Genomic DNA, 13207 nt, shown 5'->3' with positions numbered 1-13207 from the left:
TCCATGACGTCTTCGACCACCGCCCCCCGCCGCCCCCGCACCGCCCGGCCCAAGCTGGACACGATCGCGGCCGACGCCGTCGAGCTCGCCCGCGAGGCGCTGCTCGAGGTCACCGAGCCCGGGCAGGTGGGTGAGCACCTGCGGGTCGAGGTGAGCGGGGAGCGGCTGGTCAGCCACGTCTTCGAGTGCACCATGCCCGGCTACCGGGGCTGGTCCTGGGTGGTGGTGGTGGCGCGCGCCTCGCGGGCCAAGACCGCGACCGTCGCCGAGACCGCCCTGCTGCCGGGGGACGACGCGATCCTCGCCCCGCAGTGGGAGCCCTGGTCGGAGCGGCTGAAGCCCTCGGACGTGGGCGCCGACGACCTTCTGCCCTACCGGGAGCAGGACGAACGGCTCGAGCAGGGCTACGAGGCCACGGGCGACGAGGACGCCGACCGCGTCGCGCTGTGGGAGCTGGGCCTGGGCCGTGCCCGGGTGCTCTCCCCGGAGGGACGCAGCGAGGCCGCGGAGCGCTGGCTCGAGGGCGAGTTCGGCCCGCGCCAGACCTCCGGCCGCGGACGCCGCGGCACCGTCGCGGCGAACTGCACCAGCTGCGGCTTCCTCGCGAAGCTCTCCGGCTCGCTGCGCGGCGAGTTCGGGGTGTGCACCAACGAATGGTCCCCGGCCGACGGGCGCGTGGTGCACCTGAACTACGGCTGCGGCGCGCACTCGGAGACCGGCCCGCAGGACGAGGACCGCGAGATCCCACGCAGCACCGGCGTGATCGTCGACGAGCTGGACGTGGAGGTCGAGAAGGTCGCCCCCGCGACCCCCGAGCCCGAGGCGCCGGCGGCCGAGGCCGCGGAGGAGCCCGCTGGGGAGCAGCCCGCCGTGGAGACCCCCGCCGCCGAGCAGCCCGCGGAGGAGAGCTCGGTCCCGGCACCCGAGGCCGCTGCGGAGACCGAGCAGCCCGTGACCGCTGCGGAGGCCGCGACCGCCGAGGTGCCCGAGGCCGATTCGCCCGAGGACGACGACGCCCCTGCCGGTTCCTGAGCGATGATCGCCCGGTGATGTGCGCTCCTGTTCCAGGTCTGGAACAGGAGCGCACAGAAGTTCGGGCACCCCGCGGCACAGCGTGCGGCGGGCAGGGTGCCCAGATCCCCGGGGCGGGCCGGGCGCCGCTCAGCGGAGGGTGACCGCCACGCGGGCGAGCAGGGCCTCGATCGCGAGCAGCGGGGGCACGTTCCCGCCGATCCGCTCGCGCGCCTGCCCCACCGCCTCCAGCAGGCCCAGCGTGAGGGTGCCGGAGCCCTGCGCGGCGGCCCGGTCGATCTCCTCGGCCACCTCCACGTTCACCAGCTGCGAGCCGGTGCCCAGCTGGCGGCTGAGCACGTCGCGCAGCACCGAGTGCACGTCGAGCAGGTAGCGGTCCAGCACATCGCGCACCAGGCGGGTCTGGCGCCGCTTGGCGTCCTCCTCGAGCTGCCGCACCTGGGAGCGCAGCGACGGCGGCACCTTGCCGTCCTCGATCCCGGCCGAGCGCAGGAAGCGCTCCTTCTCCTCCGCGGCGACGACGTCCGCATGCTCCTTCGCCTCGGCGGTGGCGCGATCCACCATCGCCTGGGCCGCGAGCACCGCCTCGCCCGTGCCGCGCAGCGCCAGCAGCGAGCGCGCGGACTCCTCCCGCGCCGCGAGCGCCCCCTCCTGGGTGGCGTAGCGCAGCGCGAGGCCGATGTGGCCCTGCGCGGCCCGGGAGGCGCGCACGGCGAGATCCGGGTCCACCCCGTCGCGGCGGCGCAGCAGCTCGGCGACCACCTCCGCGGACGGCACCGACAGCGACACGGTGCGGCAGCGGGACCTGATGGTCGGCGCGAGATCCTCGGCCGAGGGTGCGCACAGCATCCACACCGTCGCCGGGGGAGGCTCCTCGATGGACTTCAGCAGCACGTTGAACGTGCCGGCGCTCATGCGATCCGCGTCCTCGATGATCAGCACCCGTCGGGCGCCGGTGGCGGGGGCGCGCTGCGCCGTCATCACCAGCGCCCGCACCTCCTCCTTCGCGATCGAGAGCTTGTCCGTCGCGACCACGGTGACATCGGGGTGGGTGCCCGCCAGCGTGGTGCGGCAGGCCCGGCACTGCCCGCAGCCCGTGCCCTGCTCGCACTGGAGGGTGGCGGCGAAGGCGCGCGCCGCGGTGGAGCGGCCTGAGCCGGGCGGGCCGGTGATCAGCCACGCCTGGGCGAGGGAGCCGCCCGGGGCGGCAGCGCGGCGGAACTGCGCGACCGCGGCCTCCTGCCCCGCGACGTCGGCCCACACCCCCTCGGCGACCTCCGCGGCGGGAGCGGTGCCCGGCGCGGTCACTGCTCGTCCCGGTGGCGGCGGGGCGGGGCCGGCTCGAAGGTGGGGTCGAACAGGCTCAGCACCTCGCCCACGGCCGCGAGCACCTGGCGGTGCACCTCCTCGCGGGGGAGGGTCCCATCGATCACCGCGAAGCGCTCCGGCTCCGCCCGGGCGAGGTCCAGGAACTCCTCCCGCACGGCCGCGTGGAACTCGTCCCCCGCCCGCTCGAGGCGGTCGCGGTCCTCCGCGCGGCGCTCGTCGAGGGTCTGGATCGGCACGTCCAGCAGGATCGTGCGGTGGGGGAGCAGGCCGTGCACCGCCCACAGCGACAGCGAGGCGATCTCCTCGCCCTCCAGCTCGCGGCCGGCCCCCTGATAGGCGACCGAGGAGTCGAGGTAGCGATCCCCGAGCACCAGACCGCCCCGGGCCAGGTGCGGCTTCACCACGGTGGCGACGTGATGGGCGCGATCGGCGGCGTACAGCAGCGCCTCCGCCCGCGGATCCACGTCCTCGCCGTGCAGCAGCAGCTCTCGGATGCTGGTGCCGAGCGGGGTGCCGCCCGGCTCGCGGGTGCTGAGGATCAGATCCTCGGCGACCGACCGGTCGGTGACCAGATGGTCCCGCAGCATCGCCATCTGGGTGGACTTCCCGGCACCGTCCCCGCCCTCGAAGGAGATGAACACGCCGCGGCGGGGCGGGTGCGGGGTGGGGACACGCAGGCCGCGCACGGACTCCAGGAGGCTCATGCCCGCTCCTCCCCGGGGTAGACCACGCCGAGCTCGGCGCGCATCGCGTCCATCGTGCGCATCACGCTGAGGGTGTCCTCCCAGCTCATCAGCGGGGACTCGAGCTGACCGGCGGTGATCCGCCGGGCTGCCTCGGCGATCTCGTAGGCCATGCCGTCCCCGGGAGCGCCCGGGTGCGCGAACTGCGCCGAGCGGCCGTCGAGGAGGGACACCGTCAGCGTGCCCGGGGCGAAGAAGGCACCCTCCAGGCGCGCGGAGCCCAGGGTGCCGCTCACAACCGCCTCGGTGGGGGTGCGGGCGCTGAGCGTGGAGGACAGCCGGGCCCGGCCGCCGCGCGCCCCACGGGCCAGCAGCGCCACGTACGCATCGACACCCGTCCCGGTGAGGTCCCCGCGCACGGCGAGATCGTCCAGATCGCCCAGCACCATCTGCGCGAAGGAGACGGGATACACGCCGAGGTCCAGCAGTGCGCCGCCGCCCAGCTCCGGCGCGTACATGCGGTGCGCGGGATCCGGCGGGAACGACTGCCCGTGATCGGCCGCGACCTCGATGATCTCGCCCAGCAGGCCCCCGGCGAGGACCTGCCGCAGCACGTCGTACTGCGGCAGGAAGCGCGCCCACATCGCCTCCATCGCGAACACGCCGCGCGCCCGGGCGAGGTCCAGCAGCTCGCGCGACTGTCCGAGGTTGAGGGTGAACGCCTTCTCCACCAGCACCGGGACCCCGGCCTCGAGCACCGGGCGGGCCAGGTCTCGGTGCTGGGCGTGCGGGGAGGCGATGTACACGGCGTCGAGGCCGCCGCGCGAGAGCATCTCCTCCACGGAGTCGCCCCAGTGCGTGATGCCGTGGCGGGAGGCGAACTCCTCGGCCCGCTGCGACGAACGGGACACCACCGAGACCACGCGGGAGGCGGTGGCGCGGTGCGCGGTGGCGGTGAACTGGTCCGCGATGTGACCGGGGGAGATCACGCCCCAACGCAGCCCCGGTGCGGTCGAGGGGTCGGGGACGGTGCACGCGGGCAGGGACAGCGCGGTCCCTCCGCGGCGGGTCTCGTCGATCTCGCTCATGGGTCCAATCTACCGAGCGTCCCCGACACCGCGGCGGTGTCGGGGACGCTGTGGAGGGTGGTACGCCGAGGGCGCAATCGGACGGAACGCCCCACCGGGGCGCTGCCCTGGACCGGGCTACCCCTTCACGGAGCCCGCCGTCATGCCGCGCACCAGGAAGCGCTGCAGGGAGAAGAACACGATCATCGGCACCACCATCGAGACGAACGCGCCCGCAGTGAGGAGCTCCGCGCCCTGGCCCTGCGTGCCGAGCTGCTGCTGCAGATCCACGATGATGGTCTTGTTCTCGCCGCCGCCGATGAACAGCTTGGCGATGAGCAGATCGTTCCACACCCACAGGAACTGCAGGGTGGCGAACGCCGCGATCGCCGGCGAGGACATCGGGGCCACCAGCCGCCAGAAGGTCTGGAAGTGCGAGGCGCCGTCGATCTTCGCGCTCTCCACGACGGATCCCGGCAGGGTCGCCATGTAGTTGCGCAGCGTGTACACGGCCAGCGGCATGCCGAAGCCCGTGTGCAGCAGCCACACGGCCACGAACTCGCCGTTGATCCCCAGCCCGCGCGGGCCCAGCAGGTCCAGCATCGGCTGGAAGGCCACCTGGATCGGCACCACCATGAGGGCCACGATGGCGATGAACAGGATGTCCTTGCCGCGGAAGCTCAGGAACGTGAACGCATAGGCCGCGAAGGCCGCGAACATGATCGGGAGCACCGTGGCGGGCAGCGCCACCACGATCGAGCTCACCAGAGAGGTGCCCATGTCGGTCTCGGTGAACACGCGCGAGTAGTTCTCGAGCGTCCAGCCGCCCTGGGTGAAGGCCGACCACCAGCCGCTCGAGGCCGCGGAGACGCGGTCGCGGAAGCTGGTGACCAGCAGGCCGATGGTGGGGATCGTCCACAGCAGGGCCAGCAGCGGCATCGTGAGCATCGCCAGCGGGGACCGCTTGCGGCCGTCGGACATCGTGCCGTTCATCGGTTCGCCTCCTGCTGCCGGAAACTCCGGACCTGGTACCAGAGGATCGGGAGCACCAGCACCAGCAGCACCACCACGACGGCGGAGGCCTGCCCGGCCTGGCTCTCCACGAACAGCTTGCGGAAGAACAGGTTCGCGATCACGTCGGTGCTGTACGCGCCGTTGGTCGTCACGTAGATGACGTCGAAGACCTTCAGCACCAGGATCAGCACGGTGATGAAGACCGCCAGCAGCGTGGGCCGCACCTGCGGGAAGATGATCCGCCAGAAGATGCGGGCCTCGCTCGCCCCGTCCATGCGCCCGGCCTCGATGGTGTCCTCCGGGACGCCCTTGATGGCCGAGCTGAGCAGCACCATGGCGAACCCTGTCTGCAGCCAGATCAGGATGACCATCAGGAAGAGCGAGTTCAGCCGGGCGGTGTCCAGCAGGTACCAGTTCACCGGCTCGCCGCCGAGGGAGGTGATGACGGCGTTGAGCAGACCGGTCTGTGCGCTGCCCGGGGCGCTATAGGCGTACACCAGGCCCCAGATCGTCGCCGCGCCCACGAAGCTGATCGCCATCGGCAGGAACACCAGCGACTTCGTGGCCTTCTCCCCGGCCGGGGAGAGCTTGTCCGCGAGCACCGCGACCAGCAGGCCGAAGCTCACCGTCACGAGCGGCACGATGAGGATCCACAGCAGGTTGTTCAGCAGGGCGGACCAGAACCCGGGATCGGCGAAGATCGCCCGGTAGTTGTCCAACCCCACCCAGGCGGTGGAGTCCGCGTTCGCGAAGGAGTACACCACCGTCTGCACCGCCGGGTAGAGCAGCAGCAGCGCGATGAGCGCGAAGCCCGGCAGCAGGAAGGCGTAGGGGATCACGCCCTCGGAGAAGCGGGAGGGCAGGCCCTCGATGCACAGGTTCAGGAAGTAGAAGAACAGGATCGAGCCGCCGATGCCGACCACCAGACCCAGGAGGCCGATGAGGATCGCCGAGTTCAGGAACCAGTGGGGGAAGTAGGCGAAGGCCAGGAACGCATTGCCGGTGAGCCAGGCCGTCACCACCATCCCCACGGCCCCGCTCAGCAGCCGCACCGGGCGGGCCGGGGACCCGGCCCGCTGCCGCGGCGCGACGGTCCCCGCAGCGGTGCCCGAGGAGGGAGCTGCTGTGCTGGTCACGCCGGCCACCCGGCCTCGATCTCGTCGCACACCGTCTGCGAGTCCTTGTCGCCGCGCAGCCACTGCACCATGCCGCTCCAGAAGGAGCCGCCGCCCACGGCGGCGGGCATGACGTCGGAGCCGTCGTAGCGGAACACCTGTGCCTCGGCGGCGATCCGGGCGATCGTGCGGGTGGTCTCGTCCGCGTACTGGGAGTCGTCGAAGGTCTTGTGCGGGCTCAGCCAGCCGCCGGCCCCCGCCCAGGGGCCGCCGAACTCGGGGGAGGAGAGGAACTGCATCAGCTTCACGGTGTCGTCGTTCAGCGTGAACAGGGCCGCGAGGTCTCCGCCGCCCAGGATCGGCTGGCCGTCGAAGCCGCCCTCCCAGGTGGGCATGGCGAACACTCCCACCTCCTCGTCGAGGTTCTCCTGCACGTCCTCGGGGAAGAAGCCGGTGACGAAGTTCCCCTGGCGCACGAACATCGCACGCGCCGGGTCCTCGAACAGCGGCAGCGGCGCCTCGGAGAACGGGGTAGAGAGGATGGTGTCCACCCCGCCCAGCACGTCATCGCTCTTGAGCAGATCCCCCACGATGTCGAACACCTCGACCACCTCGGGGGAGTTGAACGGGATGCGGTGGTAGATCCAGTCGTCGTAGATCTCGGGGCCGTGGACCCGGAGCATGAACTCCTCGATCCAGTCGGTGCCCACCCAGCCGGTGGCCTGCTCCGCGCCCCAGGCGTCGGACCACGGGGTGATGCCGTCGCCCGCGATCTCGTCGGCGATCCCGTAGAGCTCCTGCATGGTGGCGGGCTCCGCTGAGTATCCGCCCTCCTCGTACGCCTTTCTCGGGTACCAGATCAGCGACTTGCAGGCCATGCGCATGGGGGCGCCGTAGACCCGCCCGCCCAGGCGCGCCGAGTCCAGGAAGCCCGGGATCAGGGTGCCGGCGAGGGCGTCGTAGTCGAGGTACACGTCGATGGGGACGATGTGATCCGCGAGGTTGAACAGGCCGCCGGGCTGCGGGAACAGGGCGATGTCCGGGGCATCGCCGGCACCCACCCGCTGCTGCACCGTGGTGGTGAAATCGGAATCCGGCGTGTACTGGACGCTGATGCCGGTCTCGCTCTGGAAGTCCTCCAGCGAGGCGAGGAAGGCCTCCTGCTCCTGGCCGCCGAAGGCGCCGAGGACGGTGACCGTGCCGGTGCCAGGGGTGTCCCCCTCGGAGTAGCGTTCGACGGTCGTGCCGCCGCTTCCGCCGGGGTCGGGATTCTGGAGGCAGCCGGTCATCCCCAGCGCGGCGGTGGCCGCCGCGCCCGAGAGGACCGTCCGTCGACGGAGAGGTCTGTTCATCGTCACTCCTTTGTGAGTCAGCAGTGCTGCTGAGGCCACTGTAGGCCGATCTCACCGGTCGTGACGGAGCAGGGCGGGTCGCAGCGCGGGTGATGCCGCGCCGTGACCTGCGATGCGCGTTCGTGGCCGCTTCCGGGCCGATCGCTCCGTGATCGCGCACGAGCGCCGTGGCCCGGTCGGGCCGTGGATCCCCGGGCGGCGCCTACGTCGCCGGCGAGCTCTTCGCCCGCGAGGTCGTCGCCTTCTTCGCGGGGGCCTTCTTGGCCGGCGCCTTCTTGGCGGGCGCCTTCTTCTTCGCCGGGGCCTTGGCGCGCTTCTCGGCGAGCTTCTCGATCGCGACCTGCTCGGTGATCTCCTCCACCTTCTCGGTGGCGCGCAGCGAGACGTTGGTGGTGCCGTCGGTGATGTACGGGCCGAAGCGGCCGTCTTTGATCACGATCGGCTTCTCGCTGGTGGGATCGGTGCCCAGTTCCTTCAGCGGCGGCTTGGCGGCGGCCCGGCCCCGCGTCTTGGGCTGGGCGTAGATCTTCTCCGCCTCCTCCATCGTGATGGTGAAGATCTGCTCCTCGGTCTCCAGGGAGCGGGAGTCGGTGCCCTTCTTCATGTACGGCCCGTAGCGGCCGTTCTGGGCGGTGATCTCCACGCCGTCCTCGGTGGTGCCCACCACGCGCGGCAGGCTCAGCAGCTTCAGCGCGTCCTCGAGGGTCACCGTGGAGAGGTCCATGGACTTCATCAGCGAGCCGGTGCGGGGCTTGGGCCGCTTCGACTTCGGGGTCTTGTCCTCCGGGTCCTCGGGCAGCACCTCGGTGACGTACGGGCCGAAGCGGCCGTCCTTGGCGATGATCTCGTGCCCGGACTCCGGGTCGGTGCCCAGCACCCGGCCGTCGTCCTTTGCGCGCTCGAGCATCTCCTTCGCCGTGGCGACGGTCAGCTCGTCGGGCGCGACCTCGTCGGAGACGTTCGCGCGGCGCGGGTCCGCGCCCTCCACCAGGGCGCCGTCGGCGTCCCTCACGGGCTGCTCCAGGTAGGCGCCGTAGCGGCCCACCCGCAGGGTGATGTCCTCGCCGATCGCGATGGAGTTGATGGCACGGGCGTCGATCTCGCCGAGGTCGTCCACCATGGGCTTGAGGCCGATGGGGCCGTCCGTGCCGTCGGAGAGGTAGAAGGCGCGCAGGTAGTCGGCGCGGGCGAGCTCGCCCTGCGCCATGCGGTCCAGCTGCTGTTCCATCTGGGCGGTGAAGTCGTAGTCGATGAACGGCCCGAAGTGCTCCTCGAGCAGGCGCACCACCGCGAACGCGGTCCAGCTGGGCACGAGCGCGGTGCCGCGGCGCAGCACGTAGCCGCGATCCTGCACGGTCGCGACGGTGGAGGCGTAGGTGGAGGGGCGGCCGATGCCGCGGTCCTCGAGCGCCCGCACCAGCGAGGCCTCGGTGTAGCGCGGCGGCGGGGTGGTGGTGTGGCCGTCGGGGGCCAGCTCCCGGGTGGCGAGCTGCTGGCCCTCCTCCATCTGCGGCAGGCGCTTGTCGCCGCCCTTCTCGGCGTCCTCCCCGTAGCGGGAGGCGTCGCGGCCCTCCTCGTAGGCGGCGAGGAAGCCGCGGAAGGTGATCACGGTGCCGGCGGCGCGGAAGGTCGCGGTGCGGCCCTCGGCCTCGAGCCGCAGCTCCACCGTGGAGGTGGTGCCCTTCGCGTCGGCCATCTGGGAGGCGATGGTGCGCTTCCAGATCAGCTCGTAGAGGCGGAACTCGTCCCCGGAGAGCTGCCCGGCCACCTCGGCCGGGGTGCGGAAGTGATCGCCGGCGGGGCGGATCGCCTCGTGCGCCTCCTGCGCGGCCTGCGACTTGTTCTGGTAGTAGCGCGGCTTCTCGGGCACGAACTGGGAGCCGTACAGCTCCGCGGCCTGGGCCCGCGAGGCCCGGATCGCCTCGCCGGAGAGGGTCACCGAGTCGGTGCGCATGTAGGTGATGTAGCCGTTCTCGTACAGCGACTGCGCCACGCGCATGGCCTGGCGGGCGCCCAGGCGCAGCTTGCGCGAGGCCTCCTGCTGCAGCGAGGAGGTGGTGAACGGGGCGGCGGGCCGGCGGGTGTACGGCTTCGACTCGAGCGAGGCCACGGTGGCCGGGGCGCCCTCGAGCACCTGCACGAGGGTCTGCGCGGACTCCTCGGTGAGCACGGCGGCGCTCTTCGCGCGGGGCTTGAGGGTGCCGTCGTCGGCGAAGTCGCTGCCGGTGGCGACGCGGGCGCCGTCCACGGTCGCGATCTTCGCGGTGAACGCGGTGGCCTCGTCCTCGGCGGCGAAGGTGCCGGTGATGTCCCAGTAGTCGGCCGGCACGAAGGCCATGCGCTCGCGCTCGCGCTCCACCACCAACCGGGTGGCGACGGACTGCACCCGCCCGGCGGAGAGGGACGGCTTGATCTTGCGCCACAGCACGGGGGAGAGCTCGAAGCCCACCAGGCGGTCCAGGATGCGGCGGGTCTCCTGCGCGTCGACCAGGCTGTCGTCGATGTCGCGGGTGTTGTCCAGCGCGGCGCGGATCGCGTCCTTGGTGATCTCGTGGAACACCATGCGCTTGACCGGCAGGGACTTCTTGGGCTTGAGGGTCTCCAGCAGGTGCCAGGCGATCGCCTCGCCCTCGCGGTCCTCATCGGTGGCGAGGTAGAGGGTGTCCGCCTCCTTGAGCGCCTTCTTCAGCTCCGCGACGGTCTTCTTCTTGTCGGGGCTGACGATGTAGTACGGGTCGAAGCCGCCCTCCACGTCCACGCCGAACCGGCCGTAGGGGCCCTTCTTCATCTCGGCGGGGAGATCGCGCGGGACGGGGATGTCGCGGATGTGGCCCACCGACGCCTTGACGTCGTACTCATCGCCGAGATACCGGCCGATGGTCCGCGCCTTCGCCGGGGACTCGACGATCACCAGATGACGTCCGCCACTCACGCTGCTTCCATCCTTCCTCGCCGCGGTCTCGCGCGGCCCGTCCGCCGTGGCCGTGTGCCGTGGTCCGGGTTGAGCCGGGCACCGTGAGGCGCTCGGCGACTGCTCACGGTACACGCTCCGCCGTGCGGGGCCGCCGGGAGGTGGGCGTGCGCAGCAGCAGGGTCAGGGCCAGCCAGCTCCCGGTGCCGCCCGCGATCAGGGCGGAGGTCGCGATGAACGCGTCCAGCTGCTGGGCCGTGTCCCGCAGGTCCAGCGGCAGGCCCAGGGAGGCCAGGCTCAGCGCGCCGTAGGCGAGCCCGGCCGCACCGCCCAGTCCCAGAAGCGCCGCGCACACCAGCTCGGCCCTGTGTGCCCGCGACGTCGTCGGGGCCGACGGCTCCGCACTCCGGCGGCGTCGTCCGTGGCCGGGGCGCGCGGCGGCCCGGGCGCGTCGGGACCGCTCGCGCAGCCCGTCGGCGCCGAGCACCAGGAACGTCCACGCCGCGGCGACGACGATCGCGCCGACCACGTCGCTGGGCCGGTGCCAGCCCACCACCAGCGTGCCGATGCCCGCGGCGAGGGTCCACAGCGCGCCCAGCGGCGCGAGCATCACTCGGGCCCGCCCGCCCGCCAGCACCAGCGCGATCATCGCGGTCGCGGCGAGGGTGGTGTGGCCGGAGGGGAAGGAGTTGGGGGTGATGTCGATGTTCGGCGCGAGTGCCTCCCGCGTGACCAGCAGATGCTTGATCACCTGGGTGGTGAGGTTCGCGCCCAGCACCAGCACGCCGAGCGGGAGGAGGAGGTCCGCCCGGCGGCGCAGCAGCACCAGCAGCACCGCGAGGCCCAGCAGCACCGCCACCACCGGGACGCTCACCGTCTCCACCGCCAGCTCGGCGTACCGGGAGACGGGCCCCTGGTGCGCCCCCGCACCGGAGAGGATCAGCTGGTCCAGCCGCTGCCCGCTGGCCGTGCCCACGGCCGCGCGGGCCAGGCCCACCAGCGCCGCGGTGCAGGCCGCCGCGGCCAGCAGGGACAGCAGCGGCCGCGTCAGGCCGCCCGGTCCTGCCGCGCCGCCCGGCTGTGCCGCGCCGCCCGGTCGCGGGCCGCCGGCGGCGGTCACAGCGTCACCATCCCGGTGACGATCAGCTCCCGCACCGCGGGCAGCACCCGGTCGCGCGCCTCCGCAGGGTCCGCGTCGGTGAGCGCGCACACCGCGCCGAGGACCTGGCCCAGGGTGAGGGTGCCGTCCAGCGCGCCGACGGTCGCGGCCAGCAGCTGGTCCGCGGGCACGGCGCGCGCGAAGCCGGCGCCCTGCACCAGCTCGATGAGCATCGGGTCCCACTGCCCGGGCGTGAGGTGGCGGCGCTCCACCACGTCGTCGGCCCGCACCGGACGGGCCGCGGCGAGGGCGTCGTCGTCGAGCCCCGCGAGCTGATCCAGGGCCTGCAGCGTGGCGGCGAGGTGCTCGGCGAGGGTGCCGCTGCCGGTGCCGGGCACCTGCTCGGCGCGCAGCACGCCGGCGCGCGGGGCATCCCCGTCGGGACGGCGCAGCAGCAGGTAGCCGAAGCCGATCCGGGCCACGTCGCGGCCGGCGAAGTCCGCCAGCCAGGCGCCCATCAGCGCCTCCCAGCGGGGGTCCCGGTCGGTGACGCCGCCGTCGCGGATCCAGGTCTCGGCGTACTGCGCCGGATCCTCCTGCTCCCGCTGCAGCACCCAGGCGTCGATCCCCTGCGCGGTGGCCTCCTGCAGCCAGCGGCGGGGATGCGCGTCCCAGTCCGCGCCCTCGGGGATCTCCCAGTTCCCGAGCATCGCCACCACGCCGCCGGGGGAGAGGTGCGGCCCGAGCCCCTGAAGCAGCTCGGCGAGCAGCGCGTCGCCGGCGCGGCCGCCGTCGCGGTAGGTCCAGGTGGTGGCCTCCTCCGCCCCCTCGCGCGGGGTGATCACGAACGGCGGGTTGGAGACGATGAGGTCGAAGCGCTCGCCGGCGACGGGCTCCAGCAGCGAGCCCTGCCGCAGCTCGACCTCCACCCCGTTCAGGGCGGTGTTGAAGGCGGCGAAGGCGAGGGCGCGCGCGGAGAGATCGGTGGCGACCACGTGCTCGGCGTGTCGGGCGGCGTGCAGCGCCTGGATGCCGCCGCCGCAGCCCAGGTCCAGCACCGTCCCCACGGGCCGGCGCGGCGTGATCCGGGCCAGCGTGAGGGAGGCGCCGCCCACCCCGAGCACGTGCTCGGGGCCCAGCGGCCGGCCGGTGGCGAGCTCGGAGAGGTCCGAGGCGATCCACCAGCGGATCTGCCCGGCGTCGTCCTGCGCGGAGTACGGGGCGAGGTCCACCAGGGCGCGCAGCGGCCCGTCGGGCCCGTCGGCCGGGCCCACCAGTCCCAGCTGCTGCGCGCCCGCCGCGCCGAGGGTGGGCAGCACGGCGTCCACGCGGGTGCGCGGCAGCGCGGCCCCGAGCGTGAACAGGCGCAGCAGCGCCGCGGCGGGCTCGGGCCGCTCGGCCAGCACCCGCAGGGCGGGGGCGGCGTTCTCGCGCTGCAGGGCGGCGGCCGCGACCGGTCCGAGCAGCTGCTCGACGGTCTCGGCGGTGTAGGAGCCTGCCTCGAGGTCCGCGCGCAGGGCGGCGATTTCCTGAGGCAGGACCCGCGGGGGCTCGACGGGCCGGTGGCTGGGCATGGCTACGATTGTGCCCCAGCAGACCGGCCCG

Annotated in this window: 10 protein-coding genes; 1 reads left to right on the top strand and 9 read right to left on the bottom strand. The window is 72.9% G+C overall.

Annotated features, from left to right (window positions below):
* Positions 1-3: 3 nt before the first annotated feature.
* The gene (locus tag DWV08_RS10760) at positions 4-1032 is read left to right on the top strand and encodes a DUF3027 domain-containing protein (protein WP_115413782.1); all 1029 of its coding nucleotides are present in this window, start codon (positions 4-6) and stop codon (positions 1030-1032) included.
* 129 nt (positions 1033-1161) lie between these two features.
* On the opposite strand, the gene DWV08_RS10755 is transcribed toward DWV08_RS10760, so the two are convergent.
* From DWV08_RS10755 to DWV08_RS10715, 9 genes are all read right to left on the bottom strand, one after another.
* A complete protein-coding gene (locus tag DWV08_RS10755; protein ID WP_115413781.1) occupies positions 1162-2340 on the bottom strand; it encodes a DNA polymerase III subunit delta' in 1179 nt (392 codons plus the stop codon).
* Positions 2337-3065: a dTMP kinase gene (gene tmk / locus DWV08_RS10750; protein WP_115413780.1), complete on the bottom strand. Its 729-nt coding sequence runs from the start codon at positions 3063-3065 to the stop codon at positions 2337-2339. Before tmk ends, DWV08_RS10755 begins: the two co-directional genes overlap by 4 nt.
* Complete coding sequence (locus DWV08_RS10745; protein ID WP_115413779.1) at positions 3062-4132, bottom strand: Gfo/Idh/MocA family protein; 1071 nt, start codon at positions 4130-4132, stop codon at positions 3062-3064. Before DWV08_RS10745 ends, tmk begins: the two co-directional genes overlap by 4 nt.
* 117 nt (positions 4133-4249) lie before the next feature.
* The gene (locus DWV08_RS10740) at positions 4250-5104 is read right to left on the bottom strand and encodes a carbohydrate ABC transporter permease (RefSeq protein WP_115413778.1); all 855 of its coding nucleotides are present in this window, start codon (positions 5102-5104) and stop codon (positions 4250-4252) included.
* Positions 5101-6261, bottom strand: coding sequence for a carbohydrate ABC transporter permease (locus DWV08_RS10735; protein ID WP_241237218.1), 1161 nt, complete (start codon positions 6259-6261; stop codon positions 5101-5103). The genes DWV08_RS10740 and DWV08_RS10735 overlap by 4 nt, the downstream gene beginning before the upstream one ends.
* Positions 6258-7592: an ABC transporter substrate-binding protein gene (locus tag DWV08_RS10730; RefSeq protein ID WP_115413777.1), complete on the bottom strand. Its 1335-nt coding sequence runs from the start codon at positions 7590-7592 to the stop codon at positions 6258-6260. Before DWV08_RS10730 ends, DWV08_RS10735 begins: the two co-directional genes overlap by 4 nt.
* A 202-nt stretch (positions 7593-7794) precedes the next feature.
* On the bottom strand, positions 7795-10524 hold the full coding sequence (gene topA / locus DWV08_RS10725) for a type I DNA topoisomerase (protein ID WP_115413776.1): 2730 nt from the start codon (positions 10522-10524) through the stop codon (positions 7795-7797).
* 103 nt (positions 10525-10627) lie between these two features.
* Positions 10628-11623 (bottom strand): phosphatase PAP2 family protein, encoded by a 996-nt coding sequence (locus tag DWV08_RS10720; RefSeq protein ID WP_115413775.1) that lies wholly within the window; start codon positions 11621-11623, stop codon positions 10628-10630.
* Complete coding sequence (locus tag DWV08_RS10715) at positions 11620-13176, bottom strand: DUF7059 domain-containing protein (protein ID WP_115413774.1); 1557 nt, start codon at positions 13174-13176, stop codon at positions 11620-11622. Before DWV08_RS10715 ends, DWV08_RS10720 begins: the two co-directional genes overlap by 4 nt.
* Between the last annotated feature and the right edge of the window lie 31 nt (positions 13177-13207).

It is taken from the genome of Brachybacterium saurashtrense (assembly GCF_003355475.1).
Lineage (GTDB): Bacteria > Actinomycetota > Actinomycetes > Actinomycetales > Dermabacteraceae > Brachybacterium > Brachybacterium saurashtrense.
The sequence above is the reverse complement of the archived record's forward strand: the minus strand, read 5'-3'. Positions and strand labels throughout refer to the sequence as shown.

Excerpts from the sequence above, each read along its gene's own strand:
- DWV08_RS10760 (WP_115413782.1), top strand. The coding sequence starts at position 4 with ATGACGTCTTCGACCACCGCCCCCCGCCGCCCCCGCACCGCCCGGCCC.
- tmk (WP_115413780.1), bottom strand. The coding sequence starts at position 3,065 with ATGAGCCTCCTGGAGTCCGTGCGCGGCCTGCGTGTCCCCACCCCGCAC.
- DWV08_RS10745 (WP_115413779.1), bottom strand. The coding sequence starts at position 4,132 with ATGAGCGAGATCGACGAGACCCGCCGCGGAGGGACCGCGCTGTCCCTG.
- DWV08_RS10740 (WP_115413778.1), bottom strand. The coding sequence starts at position 5,104 with ATGAACGGCACGATGTCCGACGGCCGCAAGCGGTCCCCGCTGGCGATG.
- DWV08_RS10730 (WP_115413777.1), bottom strand. The coding sequence starts at position 7,592 with ATGAACAGACCTCTCCGTCGACGGACGGTCCTCTCGGGCGCGGCGGCC.
- DWV08_RS10715 (WP_115413774.1), bottom strand. The coding sequence starts at position 13,176 with ATGCCCAGCCACCGGCCCGTCGAGCCCCCGCGGGTCCTGCCTCAGGAA.